Consider the following 18958-nt stretch of genomic DNA (forward strand, 5'->3'; position numbering starts at 1 on the left):
ATAGCGCGCGATTAAATAGCAAATAATTTTACGTGAATTTTGTCTGACGCAGCGTTTGGGCTAGACCCTGGGTTTTTTACGGTACAGCCACAGCCCCGGTAGAGAAAGGCCAATCGACAACGCGCCCACGATAAATGAGGCCTTCAGGAAGTTTGTCACCAGCTGGATCATCATCGGTTCGGTGTAGCCGAAGTGGGTCAACTTTACCGCAGAGATCATCGCCGTATAGGCATAGATCCCCGGAAACATTGGGATCACTGCCGCAACGGTAAACACTTTGGGATGAGCCAGATACCAGCGCGACCACTGGATTCCGATAATACCGACCAGGATTGAGGCCAAAAAAGTGCTCCATTCAATATTCAGGCCTGCGGTCATCATCGCCATTCGCGAGCCGTGACCGACGGCACCGAGCAGGGCGCAGTAGGGCAGCGCTCGCTGTGGAACGTTAAAGACCAGCGCAAAACCTACCGCCGGAATCGCCGAAAGCGCCATATCCTGCATCAGTGCCAGAACAAACTCGATTATGCCCATCCCCGAAGCCCCCATACCGACATCGCCATCACCACGCCAATACAGGTGGCGAGGGTTAGCAGGCTGGCCATGGCCCAGCGTGCCAGGCCGGTGTTGACGTGGCCTTTGAACATATCGGCAACGGCATTAATCAGCGGGAACCCCGGCACCAGCAGCAGCACGCTCGCCGCCATGGCGATATTTGAGGTGCTGGCAAACGGGCCTTTGGCGATTAATAGCCCGGAGACGCTGGTGGCAACGAAGGCGGTGAGGCAAAAATTAATTTGAGGATGCATCTGCCGATGGGTGAGAAGCTGGCGCACGTACATCGCCAGAGAGCTGGCAATAAAGGCCACCAATGACCCATCCCAGCCGCCGTTGTTGAGTTTACAGAAGCAGCCGCAGGAGAGGCCGACCATCAGCACGACCAGCCAGCGTGGGTAACGAAGCGGCTTGATATGTTCGAAACGTTTGAGCACGTCTCTGGCATCGATAAGCCGGTGTTCAGCGAGGATAACGATGTGCTGAATTTCGGTAACCATATGCATATTGATCCCGCGGTCGACATTTTTGCGGGTGGTGGTCAGGCACTGATTATCTTTAATGGTGCTCAGCACAATGGCGTTGGCGGAGATTGAGCTTTCTACGCTGTCCATACCGAGCGCTTTTCCAAGCCGGGTGGAAAGCTCCTCAACCAGCGCGCTCTCAGCCCCGTGTTGCAGCAAAAAAAGCGCACATTGAATGCATAAACGGGTGACACCACGCTGTGAGGCAACATCGGTCTGCATGCTTATCCCGAAAAAAGAGAGTGAACAAAGGGTAACGTTCACTTATTAAACATGAGCGCTTCACTCTCTTAAGCGTGCCAGATCAACCTTTGAGCAACTAGTCCGGTCGCGTGACCTTTGGATGGCGTCCTTTAGCCACGCTTCAAATAACCCTCACTGGCAGACATCGACCCACTTGGCCTGAGTTAAGTCGGCCATTCTCTCGGGTGAGATTCGCACCGCGCTGTGGATAGCGCCTGCGGCCGGGAGAACTTCCTGGTACTGGCGGAGCGAAATATCGCAGTAGACCGCCAGCGGATTTTCCAGCCCAAAAGGGCAAACGCCGCCGACCGGATGCCCGGTCCAGTTCACCACCTCATCGCTGCTCAACATACGCGCTTTAGCGCCGAATGTTTCCTTAAGCTTTTTATTATCCAGGCGGGCATCGCCCTTCGCGACAATCAGTATGATGTCGTTTTTAACCTTGAGCGACAGGGTCTTGGCGATTTGCCCGGCTTCAACATTATGGGCAGCGGCGGCAAGTGCGACGGTAGCGGTGCTTTGATTTAGTTCGATAATATTAATATCGGGGGCATGGTCGGCGAAGAATTGCCGCACGGACTGCAAACTCATGATTTTCTCCTGATCCAGGTGGCAAATAATTTCGCATAAGCTTGTACTTTCTGTAAACCGCTTATACTTATCTCACACCCTCCTTGTCAGAAATTTCTGGATCTCCTTCACAATCACTGAAACCGGTTGCAGTAACCGGTTGCAGTAATGATTGGCGCGAGGAATACTGATTTCGTAACCCCCCTGTACCTAATAATTAGAGTCGTCTATGAAACGTATCCTCTTATGCTGTGCCGCTGGTATGTCTACCAGTATGGTCGTGAACAGGATGAAACAAGCCGCCATGGAGCAACGGATTGACGTTGAGATAAAAGCGGTGGGTATCGAAGAGTTCACGGATGTTATGCCTGAATTTGATTGCTGTTTACTCGGTCCGCAGATCAAATATCGTCTGGAAGATTTTAAGGCTCAGGCCGCTCCCAAACGTATCCCGGTCACGGTCATTAACTCTATGGATTACGGAATGATGCGCGGCGACAGAATTCTCGCCGATGCACTCGCGTTGATAGCCTGACAGGAGAGCCACCATGTCTTCCAACCATGCTGCATTTAATTTAATTTTTCGTTTTGTTGAAAACTACGTTAGCCCGGTCGCTGGCCGCATTTCTTCCCAGCGCCACGTGATGGCTATCCGCGACGGTTTCATTTCGGCGATGCCGTTTATGATTGTCGGCTCGTTCCTGCTGGTGTTCGCTTACCCGCCGTTCTCTCCAACCACTACGTGGGGATTTGCCCGTGCATGGCTGGATCTGGCGAAGCAGTTTGAAGGCCAGATCCTGACGCCGTTTGATATGACGATGGGCATCATGTCTATCTATATTTGCGCGGCCATTGCCTACAACCTCGGCAAGCATTATGTGAAGTCTCACGGTCTCGATCCGTTTATGTGCGCCATGCTGTCCCTGATGGCTTTCCTGGTGGTGGCTGCGCCGAAAACTAAAGGCACGCTGCCGGTGGATAGCCTGGGCGGGACCGGGATTTTCACCGCCATTCTGGTGGCAATTTACTGCGTAGAGATGATGCGCTTCCTGAAGGCACACAACATCGGTATTAAACTGCCGGACCAGGTGCCGCCGATGATCAAAAACTCCTTTGACCTGCTGATCCCGGTGCTGGTTGTCGTGCTCACGCTGTATCCGCTGAGCCTGTTTATTCAGTCTCAGTTCGATATGCTGATCCCTCAGGCTATTATGGCGCTGTTCAAACCTCTGGTTTCCGCCGCGGACTCGCTGCCTGCGATTTTACTGGCGGTGTTGATTGCTCACCTGCTTTGGTTCGCTGGCATCCACGGAGCGGCTATCGTTTCCGGCATGCTGCAAATGTTCTGGCTGACCAACCTCGGCCTGAACCAGGGCGCGCTGGCCGCCGGTGCGCCGCTGCCGCACATTTTCATGGAGGCCTTCTGGACCTTCTTTATCGTGGTTGGCGGTTCCGGCGCGACGATGGGGCTGGTTATTTGCTACCTGCGCAGCAAATCTGCCCACCTGCGTTCTATCGGCCGTCTGAGCATTGTTCCGACCTGCTTTAACATTAACGAACCGGTTATCTTCGGGACGCCTATCGTGATGAACCCGGTGTTCTTCATTCCGTTCCTGCTGGCGCCGATGGTTAACGCCGTGCTGGCGTGGGGAGCGATGAAGCTTGACCTGATTGGCCGCGTGATTTCCGTCGTGCCGTGGACTGCACCGGCTCCAATTGGCGCAGCCTGGGCGCTGGGCTGGGACTTCCGTGCTGCGATTCTGGTTATTCTGCTGGCCTGCGTGTCGTCCATCATCTACTTCCCGTTCTTCAAAGTGTACGAGAAGCAGCTGCTGGAGCAGGAAAAAGAAGAAGCACAAAGAGCGAGCGAGGAAGGAAACCAACAGCTGGCTTAATCGATAAAACAGAGTCAAAACGGCGGGGAAACCCGCCGTTTTCTATTTTAAGGTACAGTCGCCGCAGCTTTGTACATCGGGCAGCTTGTAGCGCTGGCAGCAGGTGCGGCGAACCAGAACCCCTTCGCGCGGGATTACCGTGCGGTATAACGGGTTATTCTGGCCGCAGGAGAGCTGTTTTTCAAAAAAGCAGGCGTTAACCAGCAGGGCGTGAGTTTCATCCTTGAGGAGCGGCTTGAGTTCTCCTAAGAACCAGTTCACCAGATAGCCTGTATTACTCCAGATAAGCTTACCGTTGATATCTCCGCTGGCTTCCAGCGCATCCACAACCGGGATTAAAACATCGGCGATTAGTTTTTCCACGCGCTGGCGCGGAGCAAGGGAGCTTAGCTGCACATCTTCTTCAGCGTTTATCCAGAAACTTGCGGCGCGGCCCGTTTCATGGAAATCGACGTATATCCGTTCCGGGGCCAGGCTGAGCGCTTTGCGCTGGGCCAGGAGCGCCATCATTAGCGGCGGCACCAGCAGGCCAATATACCACTGCGCCCAGAGCGATTTCAGCGGCTTATGTTCACGCGATTGATGCGGCTGATTGCGGTAGATATGGTCGCCATAGGCTGCTATCAGAGAAGCCAGTATTGCCGGTTGACGCCATCGGCTCAGCGGCATGGCACTGGCCGGAGCAGGTTCATTTAGCTTAATGATGTCGTTGAAGTAAGAACGATGGGTGGCGAAATAGTCGCGCAAAGCTTCCGCCAGCGGTGGGGGCGCCGGAGGCCACGGGAGAATAAAACACCCGCCGTCATCGCTAAGCTGAAGGGATTGAAGCGCCATGTTCTCGTCAGAAGCCAATCTAAATGATAATGATTAGCAATCCTAACCATGGGGCAAATCATTGGCAAGATGATTTCGCTGCTGTTGCTTCAATCGCCGGGTTCAGGCTCAGATTATTTCGCGGCGAACTTGTATGCCGTTTTGCCGTCAGGGAAGAAAGAGTAGGTGACATACATCGGAATAGCGCGGCCGCAGGCATCAAAATTCCACGCTTCCCTGGCTGAGCCCGAGATAAGCGCCGTTCCGGCAGCGTTGGTACGAATATCATCAGATTTACTGACCAGCGCTACGCTAACGGATTTGGGCTTTTCCCGGCAGCCGCTGGTGATGGGCAGCATGGGTATAAGATGTTGTAACACGTAAGCCGGATCGCTGGTGAGCGGCTGGCCTTTTACCTGGAGTTTGCCGGGGCTGCTGGTGGAGCAGGCGGTGAGCAGAAGAGCGGGAAGAACGATAGCCGCAGGAAAAATTTTATTCATTATTATTCCTCAGAGATACGGTGTATTGCCGCTGGCGGCATATTGTTATTGTTTGAAATATGAACAATAAGCCGCCGGGATGCAACCCCGCAATTTCTGAGGAAAGCGGTTAACTCACGCTTGCCATTTGGCTGGTGAGAATACTGTTGCGGCCCTGGTTTTTGGCCTGATAGAGCGCTTTGTCCGCCAGGCTCAGGGCGTTTTCGATATCCTCGTCCGGCAGTGGCGCAAGGCCAATGCTCACGGTCACGTTGGTGGCGACTTCGTTATTGAACATGTGGGGAATATCGAGATCGTTAACGCGCTGGCGGATCCTCTCCGCGGCCTGGAGCGCCCGCTCGCCGTCAATATGGGCCAACATCACCATAAATTCTTCGCCGCCGTAGCGGGTAACGATGTCCCTCGAACGTACCGCATCGCGAATAGCGGCCGAAACGCGGATCAAAGCCTGATCGCCCATCGCGTGGCCGTAATGATCGTTGTAGGACTTGAAGTAGTCGATATCCAGCAGCAACACATAATGGTTGCCGGGGCCGGAAGCCCGAAGGTGTTCCAGCCGGTTCTGGAAACCACGGCGGTTGTACAGGCCGGTTAACGGGTCGAGCATACTGAGGCCGTTGAGCGTCTCTTTTTCTTCCACCAGCTTATTCATCAGACGCTGCGTGAAGCGGTCGTTACGCTTTTGAATAATATGCTGAATGGTAATGCCGATAGCCGGTAGGGCGATGGAGTAAAGCACCCGCAGCCAGTGATCGACGCTGTCCAGCCACAGCACCGTCAGCGCGACCGGCAGGCTATGCAGCAGAAAGGCGACGATGTTGTTGATAAAGGAAATAGCGCCGATAAACAGCACCGACATCAGGCTTATCACCAGGAATGAGGCATCAACATCGCCGAGAGCGTTGTTTTTAACGAATATATGCAACGCCCAGAGCAGGCCAATTAGCAACGAGACCATATTCAGGTTAATCAGCAGCTTTTTATTCAGCAACTGCCAGCCGAGCAGCGTCACGCTAAGCAGCAGGATAATCACCACCGGCGGCGTTACGCGCATTACCGGGTTCACCGGAAATAACATCGAGAAGGCTGCTGATATGGCATTGAGTAGCAAAAATAAACGTAATGAAAGCAGATGCTTTGCTTTGAGTAGTGCTCGCCAGGTCTGGGCTGTCATAGGGATGGTTATGTCTTGGGTAAGAACGTCTGGTGTTGTGTGTGTTGTCTAAAAAAAAGCGGGTAGTTTGCTTTTTTGGTAACTATTGGAATTTTTATGTGGCGTATTAACGCCGGCGCTCAATCTATCACCTTACTGAAAATCTGTCATTAAATGCCGGGTAAACTCCGGCTATTTCAGCGATAGCCCTGATACGTTTTCTCGCTGACAGTTGAGAATTTTTATCATATGATATTGGTTATCATTATCATGATTGGGATGCTGAAATGCTGCAACGACGACTCGAAGGTGGCTGGAGCGTAATGGTGGCGGGTATGGCGGTGGCGCTGCTCGCCTGGCTGGATCTTTCTTTCAGCGAGTGGCGGGTGCTGGTTGTCGCGGGGCTGCTGGCGACGGCACTGATGCTGTATCACAAGAAATTGCGGCATTTTGTTTTGCTGCCGTCGTGCGTGGCATTTGCCAGCGGGCTACTGCTTATCGTGATGAATCTGGGGAAATCGGGATGAAAAATGGGGTCTTACCGGGGGAACTTCATTTAAGAAGTGGTGCGAAGAGAGGGACTTGAACCCTCACGTCCGTAAGGACACTAACACCTGAAGCTAGCGCGTCTACCAATTCCGCCACCTTCGCACAGGTTTCAGGCTTGCGCCTGAGAGTTTTGATATCGTCTTCGCATTGGTGCGAAGAGAGGGACTTGAACCCTCACGTCCGTAAGAACACTAACACCTGAAGCTAGCGCGTCTACCAATTCCGCCACCTTCGCGCAGTGCGAACGATATCTTGCGTGGTTGTTGGTGCGAAGAGAGGGACTTGAACCCTCACGTCCGTAAGAACACTAACACCTGAAGCTAGCGCGTCTACCAATTCCGCCACCTTCGCATACCTGTAATACCGAAGTATCACAACCACGGAGGCGCATTCTAGATGTTTTCTGAACTTCGTCAACAGTTAATTTGGTGCCGCTTCCCTGACTGCTGGAAAAAGCGGCACCAAAGGCGGGTTAGCGCTTTTTAGCCGCTCGCGACAGAACCGCACGGTAGACTTTAAAACGCCCGGTTTGGGCGATAACTTCATGACTCCCAAACACTTCATCCAGCACGTTAGGGTACGCGAGGAAGGCGTTAGCAACGATGCGCAGCTCGCCGCCCATGTTCAGATGGCGGGCAGCACCGCGAATCAGCTGGTGAGCCGCGTCAAGGCTGGTTTGCATCCCGTCGTGGAACGGCGGGTTAGAGATAATCATGTCGAAACGGCCGTTTATCCCGGAGTAGACGTTGCTGGCAATGACCTCGCCTTCGATGCCGTTAGCGGCAAGCGTGGCGCGGCTGGCTTCTACAGCCGGTGCGCTGACGTCACACAGGATCAGGCGGACTTTCGGTGAGTGGCTGGCAAGAGTAATTGCCAGTACGCCCGCACCGCAGCCCACGTCCAGCACTTTGCCCTTGGTGTGCGGGGTGAGGGTTGAAAGCAGCAGTTTGCTGCCGGTGTCCAGACCGTCACGGCTGAACACGCCCGGTAAGGTTTTGACCGTCATCTCGCCGTGCGGGTACTCGCCCCACCAGCTGTTTTCATCGAACTCAGGCTGTTTCTCGAGGCGGCCATGGTAGAGGCCACAGCGGCGGGCGCTGTCGATTTTGCTCAGCGGGCAGATATCGGCCAGTATCTGTTCGGCGCTGCGAACGCCGCTGCGGTTTTCACCGACCACGAAGACGTCAGTGCCAACCGGCATCAGCGACAGGATGTTCATCAGCTGGAATTGGGCTTCCGGCTTGTTCTTCGGCCAGTAATAAATCAGCGTATTGCTGTCTGCAACGACGTCGGCACCGGCCACCAGGCCATACTGTGCGTTTTCGCCCATCTGCGCGCTTAGTACCTGCCAGTGGTGAAATTGCTGGGTGTGGGCGCGGCTGGCGGCGGTGTCAAAACGCGCCGGCAGATCGTCTTGCATGTCACCGGCAAACAACACGCGGCTCTCGGTAAAATCATCGCTGTGGCGCAGCAGTACTTCACTCGCCGGGGTTAACGCACTCATCAAATTGCTCCTGGAAAATCAGAGCGTGGATTATAGAGCTTTAATGGCGTGGATTCGATGAATTTGCTATATTTGCGCCCCTTATTACGCTCCAGACAGGTTTCGCTATGACTTCCCCTTCCCGACGTGACTGGCAGTTACAGCAACTGGGTATTACTCAGTGGGTGCTGCGCCGTCCGACGGCTTTACAGGGAGAGATAGCGGTATCGCTACCGGCAGGCGTGCGTCTGGTGATGGTGGCTGAAGAGCTGCCCGCCTTAAGCGACCCGCTGGTGCTGGATGTTTTACGCAGTCTTGAGCTGAGTGCCGGGCAGGTTATGCAACTGACGCCGGACCGTGTGGCAATGATGCCGCAGGACAGCCGCTGCAATAGCTGGCGGCTCGGCGTTGAGCAGCCTTTGAGCCTTGACGGCGCCCAGCTTGCTTCTCCGGCGCTTGACGAGCTTTATCACAATGGCAATGCGCGACAGGCGCTGTGGCAACAAATTTGCGAACATGAACAAGATTTCTTCCCTGACGCCGAATGATTTAGCGGCGGCGTACGCCATCGAGCAACGCAGCCACGCTTTCCCCTGGAGTGAAAAGACTTTCGCCAGTAACCAGGGCGAACGCTATTTCAATTTACGGCTGGACGTAGACGGTAAAATGGCGGCCTTCGCGGTGACCCAGGTGGTGCTCGACGAAGCCACGCTTTTTAACATCGCGGTTGATCCGGCTTATCAGCGCCAGGGGCTGGGCAGAGCGCTGCTCGAGCACTTAATTCAGGAGCTTGAGAAGCGCGATGTCTTCACGCTGTGGCTTGAAGTGCGTGCCTCCAACCTCGCCGCCAGAGCGTTATACGAAAGCCTCGGCTTTAACGAAGCGACCGTACGTCGCAACTATTACCCGGCAAAAGAGGGCCGGGAAGACGCGATTATTATGGCGTTACCCCTCGGTTAATATTTAAAAGGTGTGTGGATGAACTGGGACTGGATTTTATTTGATGCGGACGAAACGCTGTTTACCTTTGACGCATTCGGCGGGCTACAGCGGATGTTTCTCGACTACAGCGTGACCTTTACCGCAGATGACTTCCAGGACTACCAGGCGGTGAACAAGCCGCTGTGGGTGGACTACCAGAACGGCGCCATCACCGCATTGCAATTACAGCTCCGGCGTTTTGAAGGCTGGGCGGAGCGTCTAAGCGTGCCGTCTGCCGAACTGAATAATGCTTTCTTGTCGGCGATGGCCGAGATTTGCGCCCCGCTGCCGGGCGCGGTTTCGCTGCTCAACGCCCTGAAGGGGAAAACGAAACTCGGCATCATCACCAACGGGTTTACCGCGCTACAGCAGATTCGCCTCGAGCGCACCGGCCTGCGGGACTATTTCGATCTGCTGGTTATCTCCGAGCAGGTCGGCATTGCAAAGCCCGATCGCCGCATTTTCGACTATACCTTTGAGCAAATGGGCCAGCCGCCGCGCGACCGCGTTTTGATGGTTGGCGACACGGCGGAGTCCGATATTCTGGGCGGCATCAACGCCGGGATAGCAACCTGCTGGCTAAACGCCCACGGCCGCACCGCGCCGGAAGGGATTGAGCCAACCTGGCAGGTCACTTCGTTAAGTGAACTGGAGCAACTGCTGTGTAAGCCATGATTGTTGATTGTTAAACCCACAATGGCGGGTAAAATAGCCGCCAAATAACGTTCACTCAACGCGTGGCTCAAAGCCGTGCGCATTTACAGAAGATGTAATTATGACTTTGTCTCCTTATTTGCAAGAGGTGGCGAAACGCCGCACTTTTGCCATCATTTCTCACCCGGATGCCGGTAAAACGACCATCACTGAAAAGGTGCTGCTGTTCGGACAGGCTATCCAGACCGCCGGTACGGTAAAAGGGCGTGGCTCAAGCCAGCACGCTAAATCCGACTGGATGGAAATGGAAAAACAGCGTGGGATCTCAATCACCACTTCGGTGATGCAATTCCCGTATCGCGATAGCCTGGTTAACCTGCTGGACACCCCGGGGCACGAAGACTTCTCCGAAGATACCTATCGTACTCTGACGGCGGTGGACTGTTGCCTGATGGTTATCGACGCCGCAAAAGGGGTTGAAGATCGTACCCGCAAGCTGATGGAAGTTACCCGCCTGCGCGACACGCCGATCATCACTTTTATGAACAAGCTGGACCGCGATATCCGCGATCCGATGGAAGTGCTGGATGAAGTTGAACGCGAGCTGAAGATTGGCTGCGCGCCAATCACCTGGCCTATCGGTTGCGGCAAGTTGTTCAAAGGTGTTTACCACCTTTATAAAGATGAAACCTACCTTTACCAGACCGGTAAAGGCCACACCATCCAGGAAGTCCGCATCGTTAAAGGGTTGAACAACCCGGATCTCGATGCCGCAGTGGGCGACGATCTGGCCCAGCAGCTGCGCGACGAGCTGGAACTGGTGCAGGGAGCTTCTAACGAGTTCGATCACGAACTGTTCCTGGCGGGTGAAATCACGCCGGTGTTCTTCGGTACTGCGTTGGGTAACTTCGGCGTTGACCACATGCTGGATGGCCTGGTGGAATGGGCGCCTGCGCCGATGCCGCGTAAAACCGACACCCGTGTTGTGGAAGCGGCGGACGAGAAGTTCACCGGCTTTGTGTTTAAGATCCAGGCGAATATGGATCCAAAACACCGCGACCGTGTAGCCTTTATGCGCGTGGTTTCCGGTAAGTATGAGAAGGGTATGAAGCTGCGCCAGGTGCGTATTGGTAAAGACGTCGTTATCTCTGACGCTCTGACCTTTATGGCCGGTGACCGCTCTCACGTTGAGGAAGCCTACCCTGGCGACATCATCGGGCTGCATAACCACGGCACTATTCAGATAGGCGACACCTTTACCCAGGGTGAAATGATGAAGTTCACCGGTATTCCGAACTTCGCGCCGGAACTGTTCCGCCGTATCCGCCTGCGTGACCCGCTTAAGCAGAAACAGCTGCTGAAAGGCCTGGTTCAGCTTTCAGAAGAGGGTGCGGTGCAGGTGTTCCGTCCTATTGCGAATAACGATCTTATCGTTGGCGCGGTTGGGGTGCTGCAGTTTGATGTGGTTGTTGCCCGCCTGAAAAGTGAGTACAACGTGGAAGCGATTTACGAGTCGGTTAACGTTGCTACCGCGCGCTGGGTTGAAGGGACAGACGTTAAGAAGTTTGAGGAATTCAAACGTAAAAACGAAATCCAGCTGGCGCTGGATGGCGGGGATAACCTGACCTACATTGCGCCAACGATGGTTAACCTGAACATTACCCAGGAACGCTACCCGGACGTCACTTTCCGCAAAACTCGCGAGCACTAATCGCCTTCAGGAACGCGGCGCCCGTCGCGTTCCTGCCACTTTCCTTGTCTTTTGAATCCCTTGCGGAATCTTCTTAATTTCCTGCCGATTCGGCGTTATTGCTGCTTTTTCCACCACTCCGCCATGCACTTTTATGATTGTGATCTATATTTAACAAAGCGATGACCACTTTATTGGATGAAAGCACCGGGAAATTATTGTTTCCTGGCTTGTTATTAACGTTTCTCCGGTTGTTGCGATATTAATTGCTGATCCTTTTCGGCGCGGTGGGAAACGAAAAAGCTCAAATGATGAGCAAACCTACAGGAATTAATCGATGACTACGACTAAGATTTCAAAAACTCTGCTGGCTGTTGTTCTGGGTTCTGTTCTGGCAAGCGGTAGCGCTTTCGCCGAAGAGACGCTGGCCAACAAAACGGAAGCTACGGCTGATTCCGCAGGGAAAAAAATCGATAGCTCTATGAGTAAAGTCGGCGACTTCATGGATGACAGCGGTATCACAGCGAAAGTTAAGGCCGCTCTGGTGGATGACAAAAACATCAAGAGCACCGATATCTCGGTAAAAACCGAGAAAAAAGTGGTTACCCTGAGCGGCTTCGTAGAGAGCCAGGCCCAGGCGGAACACGCCGTTGCCACGGCTAAAAAAGTGGAAGGCGTTAGCTCCGTGAGCGACAAGCTCCACGTCCGTGACGCTAAATCCCAGTCGGTGAAGGGCTACGCGGGTGATGCGGCAACCACCAGTGAAATTAAAGGCAAATTACTGGCAGATGACAGCGTACCTTCCCGTCATGTGAAAGTAGAAACCACCGATGGCGTAGTTCAGCTTTCCGGTGAGGTGAAAACCAGCGCACAGTCCGAGCGCGCTGAAAGCATCGCCAAGGCAGTTGAAGGCGTGAAAAGCGTTAAAAACGATCTGAAAGTGAAGTAACGGCAGCACCCGAAACTTTCTTCCGGGCCCGGCCCGGAAGGCGGTAAGCACCACCATTATTAATTATCGCCAGTGGGTTAGCCATCCGGTGCCCATTAAGAAGCGATAAGGTTCACTATGGTTAAGGAGAGTCTATGTTTCGTTGGGGCATTATTTTTCTTGTTATCGCGTTGATAGCTGCGGCTCTGGGCTTTGGTGGCCTGGCAGGTACTGCCGCAGGTGCTGCAAAAATTGTCTTTGTAGTAGGTATCATCCTGTTCCTGGTCAGTCTGTTTATGGGACGCAGGCGCCCTTAGCCACGCTAAGCCAGTAACATACCGATACAAAAGCCAGTCCTTGTGACTGGCTTTCTCGGTTTTACATAGCAGCCTAAGGGTATAGGGTAGAAATACACAACAACAGATTTCAGGGAAGCAGGGTGGGACATCGTATACCCGTTACGCTCGGCAATATTGCGCCGCTAGCGCTCAAGCCTTTTCGTCCTGGAAAGCTCGCTCTTATTTGTGAAGGAGGGGGCCAGCGGGGAATTTTTACGGCCGGGGTGCTGGACGAATTTATGCGCGCCGAATTTAATCCCTTCGATCTGTTTCTTGGCACTTCCGCCGGGGCGCAAAACCTCTCTGCCTACGTTTGCAACCAGCCGGGTTACGCCCGCCGCGTGATCACTCGTTTCACCACTACCAGCGAATTCTTTAACCCGCTGCGCTTTGTGCGTGGTGGAAACCTGATAGACCTTGACTGGCTGATTGAGTCGACGGCTGCCAGGCTGCCGCTTTCTATGTCCAGCGCCGATGGCCTGTTCGAGAAGGGAAAAGAGTTCTACATGTGCGCCTGCCGCAGCGACGATTATGCGGCAAACTATTTCTCACCGACCCAGGACACATGGCTGAATTTATTGAAGGCCTCGAGCGCCATTCCGGGATTTTACCGCACCGGGGTAGACATTGACGGAATAAGCTATCAGGACGGCGGCATCAGCGACGCGGTGCCGGTGCGTGAAGCCGCAAGCCGGGGTGCCGATACGCTGGTGGTGATTCGCACCGTGCCTTCACAGATGTATTACACCCCCCAGTGGTTCAAACGCATGGAGCGCTGGCTGGGTGACAGCAGCCTCCAGCCGCTGCTGAACCTGGTGCAGCATCACGAAGAGAGCTACCGCGAGATCCAAAGTTTTATTGAGAAACCGCCCGGCAAGCTGAGGATCTTTGAAATTTATCCGCCGAAACCGCTGCTGAGCAATGCGCTCGGCAGCCGCCTGCCGTCGCTCACGGCCGACTACCAGACCGGCCGCCTGTGCGGGCGTTATTTCCTGGCGGCCGTGGGCAAGCTGCTGGTGCCCAAGCCCCCGTTGATGCGCCATACTCCACGTATTAAGATGCCTGGCCCGCTGGTCATTCCGCCGGCTGCGGCGGCAAATCAAGCTCTGGTTAAGCCGATAACTCCGGCTCCGCAGGCTAATGATTCGGCTTTTGATAACGAGGATCTTGCGTGAGCTTTACGTTCTACGACACCCATTGCCACTTTGATTTTCCGCCGTTTGCCGGAGATGAAGCTAACAGCATCAGGCTGGCCGTGCAGGCCGGCGTGACTAAAATCATCGTGCCCGCGGTAGAGGCGGGGCGTTTTGAACGCGTGCTGGCGCTGGCGGAGAACTTCCCTGAACTGTATGCCGCAATCGGTCTGCATCCCATTGTTATAGAAAAACATGATGAAGCCGGGCTTGCTCTGCTTGAAACGCTGCTGCGAAAAAAACCGCGCAAACTTGTCGCTCTCGGAGAGATCGGACTGGATCTTTATAGGGAGGATCCGCAGTTTGATCGTCAGGAGTTTATGCTGGGTGAACAGCTAAAGCTGGCTAAGCGTTACGATTTGCCGGTGCTGCTGCATTCCAGGCGGACGCACGACAAGCTGGCGCTGCATTTGAAGCGCCATAATTTACCGCGCACCGGCGTTATACACGGTTTTGCAGGCAGCCAGCAGCAGGCGGAACGCTTTATTGCGCTGGGCTACCGAATAGGCGTCGGCGGCACGATTACTTACCCCAGGGCCAGCAAAACTCGCCATGTTATGGCCCGGCTACCGCTCTCCTCGCTGCTGCTGGAAACCGATGCTCCCGATATGCCTCTTAACGGCTGGCAGGGCGAGCCTAACCGCCCGGAACGTGCGGCGCTGGTCTTTGACACGCTATGCGAATTACGCCCTGAATCTCCCGAAACCATCGCTAACGCTTTGAAAAACAACGCAGACGAATTATTTGCTTTCTAATCACTCCGCACCTTGATGTGACGGATGTCACTCTTTTGCGTAAATGTTTCTATATATTTCCGTGAATACGTGATTGCTCCGGCACTTTTCACCCCCCTGTGGTTATAATCCGCGCGCTTAAAAGCGGGCTGGCAAGGCCCGAATCTTCCAATTAATACACAGGGAATCTGTATGCAAATCCTCATGGGGCTGGTCGGCATGGTCGTTTTATTGCTGATCGCCGTTTTACTCTCCAGCAACCGCAAAGCGATAAACCTGCGTACCGTTATCGGCGCGTGGCTTATCCAGATAGGCATCGGCGCGCTGATCCTTTATGTGCCAGTTGGCCGTAAAGTGCTGCTCGCTATGTCAGAAGGGGTGGCTAACGTTATCGCCTACGGCAACTCAGGGATCTCTTTCCTGTTTGGCGGCCTGGTTTCCGATAAAATGTTCGAACTCTTCGGCGGCGGCGGTTTTATTTTTGCGCTGCGCGTTCTGCCGGTTATCGTCTTCTTCTCCTCGCTGATTGCCGTGCTTTACTACCTGGGCATTATGCAGCTGGTTATCCGCCTGCTCGGCGGCGGCCTGCGTAAGCTGCTGAAAACCTCCCGCACCGAATCTCTTTCGGCAACGGCGAATATTTTCGTTGGGCAGACCGAAGCGCCGCTGGTGGTACGCCCTTACATTGCCACCATGACCCGCTCGGAGCTGTTCGCGGTAATGTGCGGCGGGCTGGCGTCCGTGGCAGGCTCCGTACTGGCCGGTTATGCCCAGATGGGCGTGCCGCTGGAATACCTGATTGCGGCTTCCTTTATGGCGGCACCGGGCGGCCTGCTGTTTGCTAAACTGATGCTGCCGGAGACGGAAACGCCTAACGATGCGCCGCATCTTGAATCAATGGAAAACGATCCCGACCGTCCGGCCAACGTGCTGGATGCAGCCGCTTCCGGTGCCGCTTCCGGGATGCAGCTGGCGTTGAACGTGGGCGCAATGTTGCTGGCTTTTGTTGCGCTGATTGCCCTGCTGAACGGCATGCTTTCCGGGATTGGCGGCTGGTTTAATTTCCCGCAGCTGTCGCTGGAGCTGATGCTCGGCTGGGTGTTTGCCCCGGTAGCCTGGCTGATTGGCGTGCCGTGGAGTGAAGCGAACGTGGCGGGATCGTTTATCGGCCAGAAGCTGATTATCAACGAATTCGTCGCCTACCTGAACTTTGGCGCTTACCTGAAAGACGATGCGGAAGTTGCCGCCGCCGGGTTACAGGTGCTTTCCGGGCATACTAAAGCGATTATCTCCTTCGCGCTGTGTGGGTTTGCTAACCTTTCATCTATTGCGATCCTGATTGGTGGCCTGGGCAGTATGGCACCGACGCGTCGGCATGAAGTTGCGCAGCTTGGCCTGAAGGCCGTGGCAGCGGGGACGCTCTCTAACCTGATGAGCGCGACCATTGCCGGGATATTCCTGGCGCTGTAGTTCTCACCAGAAATGTTATAATTATAACATTGTGATAAGGCCGATGGCTGGCGCATTGCCGGCCATTTTCTTGCGGTCTGATGCAATTTAGCGCGTTATTTTGTTTCTTTAATCACATATAATGGATGAAAGCTTGCAATTCACTCTTTGGCTTTTGTGAGACGAGACACAAAATTGATTCGGCGGTGAGTGTTAGAATTCTAACATTGCTACCGGCAATGTGCGGTGAGAAGGATCTCAACGTGATGGTGACTCCGGTGACCACTCATCTTCAAGGAACCAAGTCCGCTCCAACGTGTTGAGTTTCCCGTTTCAGGCCGGAGACTTTTATATCTTTTGTTGGAGAGCGTTATGACCGATTTAACCAAAAGCAGCCTGCGTGCGCTGAAACTGATGGATTTGACCACCCTGAACGACGATGACACCAATGAGAAAGTCATCGCCCTCTGCCATCAGGCGAAAACCCCGGTGGGCAACACCGCCGCAATCTGTATCTACCCACGCTTTATCCCAATTGCCCGTAAAACCCTGAAAGAGCAGGGCACGCCGGATATCCGTATTGCCACCGTGACCAACTTCCCGCACGGCAACGATGATATTGATATCGCACTGGCTGAAACTCGTGCGGCCATCGCTTATGGCGCGGATGAAGTTGACGTTGTATTCCCATACCGCGCGCTGATCGCCGGTAACGAGCAGATTGGTTTCGATCTGGTGAAAGCTTGTAAAGAGGCTTGTGCCAGCGCGAACGTGCTGCTGAAAGTGATAATCGAAACCGGCGAGCTGAAAACCGAAGAGCTGATCCGTAAGGCTTCTGCCATCGCTATTAAAGCTGGCGCAGACTTTATCAAAACTTCTACCGGTAAAGTGCCGGTTAACGCCACGCCGGAAAGCGCCCGCATCATGATGGAAGTTATCCGCGATATGGGCGTGGAGAAATCCGTAGGCTTCAAACCGGCCGGCGGCGTTCGCTCTGCTGAAGATGCCGCGCAGTTCCTTGCTATTGCCGACGATTTGTTTGGTGCTGACTGGGCCGACTCTCGCCACTACCGCTTCGGTGCTTCCAGCCTGCTAGCCAGCCTGTTGAAAGCGCTGGGCCACGGCGACGGTAAAAGCGCCAGTAGCTACTAATTACTCGTCATACTTCAAGCCGCAGGTGCGTAAGCTGCACTCCCTCACCCCAATCACTTACTTCAGTAAGCTCCTGGGGATGAGCTCTTTTGCCTTCTGCCTGCGACTCGAATTATCTAGAGTAATCTTTAATTGCGGCGGGTTTTCCGCCGCTTTTTACCCGCATTCCCAGGGGGTTGCCGTGTTTCTCGCACAAGAAATTATTCGTAAAAAACGTGATGGCCTGGTACTGAGTGACGAAGAGATTCGTTTCTTTATCAACGGTATTCGCGACAACACCGTCTCTGAAGGGCAGATTGCTGCTCTGGCGATGACCATCTTCTTCCACGACATGACGATGCCGGAAAGGGTGTCGCTGACTATGGCGATGCGGGATTCCGGAACCGTGCTGGACTGGAAAAGCCTCAATCTCAACGGCCCGATTGTTGATAAACACTCCACCGGCGGCGTGGGCGATGTGACTTCGCTGATGCTTGGCCCAATGGTGGCGGCGTGCGGCGGCTATGTGCCAATGATCTCCGGCCGTGGCCTCGGTCATACCGGCGGCACGCTCGATAAACTGGAAGCCATTCCTGGCTTCGATATTTTCCCGGATGATAACCGCTTCCGCGACATTATTAAGGACGTCGGCGTGGCCATTATCGGCCAGACCAGCTCTCTGGCACCGGCGGACAAACGTTTTTATGCCACCCGCGATATTACCGCGACGGTGGACTCTATCCCGCTTATTACCGCTTCTATTCTGGCGAAGAAACTGGCCGAAGGGCTGGATGCGCTGGTCATGGATGTGAAAGTTGGCAGCGGCGCATTTATGCCGACTTATCAGCTCTCTGAACAGCTGGCCGAAGCAATTGTTGGCGTGGCTAACGGCGCGGGCGTGAAGACGACCGCCCTGCTGACCGATATGAATCAGGTTCTGGCTTCCAGCGCCGGTAACGCAGTGGAAGTTCGCGAGGCGGTGCAGTTCCTTACGGGCGAATACCGTAACCCGCGTCTGTTTGAGGTAACGATGGCGCTGTGCGTGGAAATGCTGATTTCCGGCAGGCTCGCCAAAGACGAAACAGAAGCGCGCGCGAAGCTTCAGGCGGTGCTGGATAACGGCAAAGCGGCCGAAGTGTTTGGCCGCATGGTGGCCGCGCAGAAAGGCCCAAGCGACTTTGTTGAAAACTATGCGAAATACCTGCCTACAGCGATGCTGAGCAAAGCCGTTTACGCCGACGCCTCCGGCTTTGTTTCCGCGATGGATACCCGTGCGCTGGGCATGGCCGTGGTTTCTATGGGCGGCGGTCGCCGTCAGGCTTCCGATACTATCGACTACAGCGTTGGCTTTACCGATATGGCTCGTCTGGGCGAGGCTATCGACGCCGAACGTCCGCTGGCGGTTATTCACGCTAAAGATGAAGCCAGCTGGCAGGATGCGGCGAAGGCGGTGAAAGCGGCAATCATAATTGACGAAAAAGCGCCGCAGGAAACACCAACGGTCTATCGTCGAATCACCGAATAACGGTATACTGATCTGATCCCTATTTTATAGAGCACAAGGTACGGAGAATA

General features: G+C 54.4%; 21 protein-coding genes and 3 tRNA genes. 14 read left to right on the forward strand and 10 right to left on the reverse strand.

Features of this window, described 5'->3' with window-relative positions:
- Positions 1-60: 60 nt before the first annotated feature.
- The 3 genes from HMPREF0201_RS01950 to HMPREF0201_RS01960 form a co-directional block, all read right to left on the reverse strand.
- Positions 61-534, reverse strand: a complete 474-nt coding sequence (locus HMPREF0201_RS01950; protein WP_016534767.1) for a threonine/serine exporter — start codon at positions 532-534, stop codon at positions 61-63.
- Positions 525-1301, reverse strand: a complete 777-nt coding sequence (locus HMPREF0201_RS01955) for a threonine/serine exporter family protein (protein WP_016534768.1) — start codon at positions 1299-1301, stop codon at positions 525-527. The genes HMPREF0201_RS01950 and HMPREF0201_RS01955 overlap by 10 nt, the downstream gene beginning before the upstream one ends.
- Positions 1302-1454: 153 nt before the next feature.
- A complete protein-coding gene (locus tag HMPREF0201_RS01960) occupies positions 1455-1913 on the reverse strand; it encodes a YbaK/EbsC family protein (protein ID WP_016534769.1) in 459 nt (152 codons plus the stop codon).
- A gap of 208 nt (positions 1914-2121) precedes the next feature.
- Here HMPREF0201_RS01960 and HMPREF0201_RS01965 point away from each other — a divergent pair, with 208 nt between their 5' ends.
- Complete coding sequence (locus HMPREF0201_RS01965; RefSeq protein WP_039897876.1) at positions 2122-2427, forward strand: PTS sugar transporter subunit IIB; 306 nt, start codon at positions 2122-2124, stop codon at positions 2425-2427.
- A gap of 13 nt (positions 2428-2440) precedes the next feature.
- Positions 2441-3787: a PTS sugar transporter subunit IIC gene (locus HMPREF0201_RS01970; protein WP_039897877.1), complete on the forward strand. Its 1347-nt coding sequence runs from the start codon at positions 2441-2443 to the stop codon at positions 3785-3787.
- Between the two features lie 42 nt (positions 3788-3829).
- Here HMPREF0201_RS01970 and fhuF read toward each other — a convergent pair whose 3' ends face one another.
- The 3 genes from fhuF to HMPREF0201_RS01985 form a co-directional block, all read right to left on the reverse strand.
- Positions 3830-4621 carry a siderophore-iron reductase FhuF gene (gene fhuF, locus HMPREF0201_RS01975; RefSeq protein WP_016534772.1) on the reverse strand — a complete coding sequence of 264 codons (792 nt, stop codon included), beginning with the start codon at positions 4619-4621 and terminating at the stop codon, positions 3830-3832.
- Positions 4622-4734: 113 nt separating this feature from the next.
- Positions 4735-5100, reverse strand: a complete 366-nt coding sequence (locus tag HMPREF0201_RS01980) for a hypothetical protein (protein ID WP_016534773.1) — start codon at positions 5098-5100, stop codon at positions 4735-4737.
- A 109-nt stretch (positions 5101-5209) separates the two neighbouring features.
- Positions 5210-6274: a GGDEF domain-containing protein gene (locus tag HMPREF0201_RS01985; RefSeq protein ID WP_016534774.1), complete on the reverse strand. Its 1065-nt coding sequence runs from the start codon at positions 6272-6274 to the stop codon at positions 5210-5212.
- A 266-nt stretch (positions 6275-6540) separates the two neighbouring features.
- Here HMPREF0201_RS01985 and HMPREF0201_RS01990 point away from each other — a divergent pair, with 266 nt between their 5' ends.
- Positions 6541-6780: a DUF1435 domain-containing protein gene (locus HMPREF0201_RS01990; RefSeq protein ID WP_016534775.1), complete on the forward strand. Its 240-nt coding sequence runs from the start codon at positions 6541-6543 to the stop codon at positions 6778-6780.
- Positions 6781-6817: 37 nt separating this feature from the next.
- Here the strand turns inward: HMPREF0201_RS01990 and HMPREF0201_RS01995 are convergent.
- The 4 genes from HMPREF0201_RS01995 to rsmC all read right to left on the reverse strand — a co-directional run bounded on the left by HMPREF0201_RS01995 (position 6818) and on the right by rsmC (position 8306).
- A tRNA-Leu gene (locus HMPREF0201_RS01995) sits at positions 6818-6904 on the reverse strand.
- Between the two features lie 46 nt (positions 6905-6950).
- A tRNA-Leu gene (locus HMPREF0201_RS02000) sits at positions 6951-7037 on the reverse strand.
- A 29-nt stretch (positions 7038-7066) separates the two neighbouring features.
- Positions 7067-7153 (reverse strand) — tRNA-Leu (locus HMPREF0201_RS02005).
- Between the two features lie 121 nt (positions 7154-7274).
- Positions 7275-8306, reverse strand: coding sequence for a 16S rRNA (guanine(1207)-N(2))-methyltransferase RsmC (gene rsmC / locus HMPREF0201_RS02010; RefSeq protein ID WP_016534776.1), 1032 nt, complete (start codon positions 8304-8306; stop codon positions 7275-7277).
- Between the two features lie 107 nt (positions 8307-8413).
- On the opposite strand from rsmC, the gene HMPREF0201_RS02015 reads away from it, so the two are divergent.
- The 11 genes from HMPREF0201_RS02015 (at position 8414) to deoA (ending at position 18908) form a co-directional block, all read left to right on the forward strand.
- Complete coding sequence (locus HMPREF0201_RS02015; protein ID WP_016534777.1) at positions 8414-8833, forward strand: DNA polymerase III subunit psi; 420 nt, start codon at positions 8414-8416, stop codon at positions 8831-8833.
- Positions 8802-9245 carry a ribosomal protein S18-alanine N-acetyltransferase gene (gene rimI, locus HMPREF0201_RS02020; protein ID WP_016534778.1) on the forward strand — a complete coding sequence of 148 codons (444 nt, stop codon included), beginning with the start codon at positions 8802-8804 and terminating at the stop codon, positions 9243-9245. The genes HMPREF0201_RS02015 and rimI overlap by 32 nt, the downstream gene beginning before the upstream one ends.
- 18 nt (positions 9246-9263) lie before the next feature.
- Positions 9264-9941 carry a pyrimidine 5'-nucleotidase gene (gene yjjG / locus HMPREF0201_RS02025; protein ID WP_016534779.1) on the forward strand — a complete coding sequence of 226 codons (678 nt, stop codon included), beginning with the start codon at positions 9264-9266 and terminating at the stop codon, positions 9939-9941.
- A gap of 100 nt (positions 9942-10041) precedes the next feature.
- Positions 10042-11631, forward strand: coding sequence for a peptide chain release factor 3 (prfC, locus tag HMPREF0201_RS02030; protein ID WP_016534780.1), 1590 nt, complete (start codon positions 10042-10044; stop codon positions 11629-11631).
- A gap of 316 nt (positions 11632-11947) precedes the next feature.
- The gene (osmY, locus tag HMPREF0201_RS02035; protein WP_016534781.1) at positions 11948-12559 is read left to right on the forward strand and encodes a molecular chaperone OsmY; all 612 of its coding nucleotides are present in this window, start codon (positions 11948-11950) and stop codon (positions 12557-12559) included.
- A 134-nt stretch (positions 12560-12693) separates the two neighbouring features.
- Positions 12694-12855 carry a DUF1328 domain-containing protein gene (locus tag HMPREF0201_RS22320; protein WP_002437547.1) on the forward strand — a complete coding sequence of 54 codons (162 nt, stop codon included), beginning with the start codon at positions 12694-12696 and terminating at the stop codon, positions 12853-12855.
- A 122-nt stretch (positions 12856-12977) separates the two neighbouring features.
- Positions 12978-14051, forward strand: a complete 1074-nt coding sequence (locus tag HMPREF0201_RS02040) for a patatin-like phospholipase family protein (protein WP_016534782.1) — start codon at positions 12978-12980, stop codon at positions 14049-14051.
- A complete protein-coding gene (locus tag HMPREF0201_RS02045) occupies positions 14048-14824 on the forward strand; it encodes a metal-dependent hydrolase (protein ID WP_016534783.1) in 777 nt (258 codons plus the stop codon). Before HMPREF0201_RS02040 ends, HMPREF0201_RS02045 begins: the two co-directional genes overlap by 4 nt.
- 171 nt (positions 14825-14995) lie before the next feature.
- The gene (locus HMPREF0201_RS02050) at positions 14996-16273 is read left to right on the forward strand and encodes a NupC/NupG family nucleoside CNT transporter (protein WP_016534784.1); all 1278 of its coding nucleotides are present in this window, start codon (positions 14996-14998) and stop codon (positions 16271-16273) included.
- Positions 16274-16624: 351 nt separating this feature from the next.
- The gene (deoC, locus tag HMPREF0201_RS02055) at positions 16625-17404 is read left to right on the forward strand and encodes a deoxyribose-phosphate aldolase (protein WP_016534785.1); all 780 of its coding nucleotides are present in this window, start codon (positions 16625-16627) and stop codon (positions 17402-17404) included.
- A 181-nt stretch (positions 17405-17585) separates the two neighbouring features.
- Positions 17586-18908, forward strand: coding sequence for a thymidine phosphorylase (gene deoA, locus HMPREF0201_RS02060; protein ID WP_039897880.1), 1323 nt, complete (start codon positions 17586-17588; stop codon positions 18906-18908).
- The last annotated feature ends 50 nt before the right edge of the window (positions 18909-18958 follow it).

The organism is Cedecea davisae DSM 4568, assembly GCF_000412335.2.
GTDB classification, from domain to species: Bacteria; Pseudomonadota; Gammaproteobacteria; order Enterobacterales; family Enterobacteriaceae; genus Cedecea; species Cedecea davisae.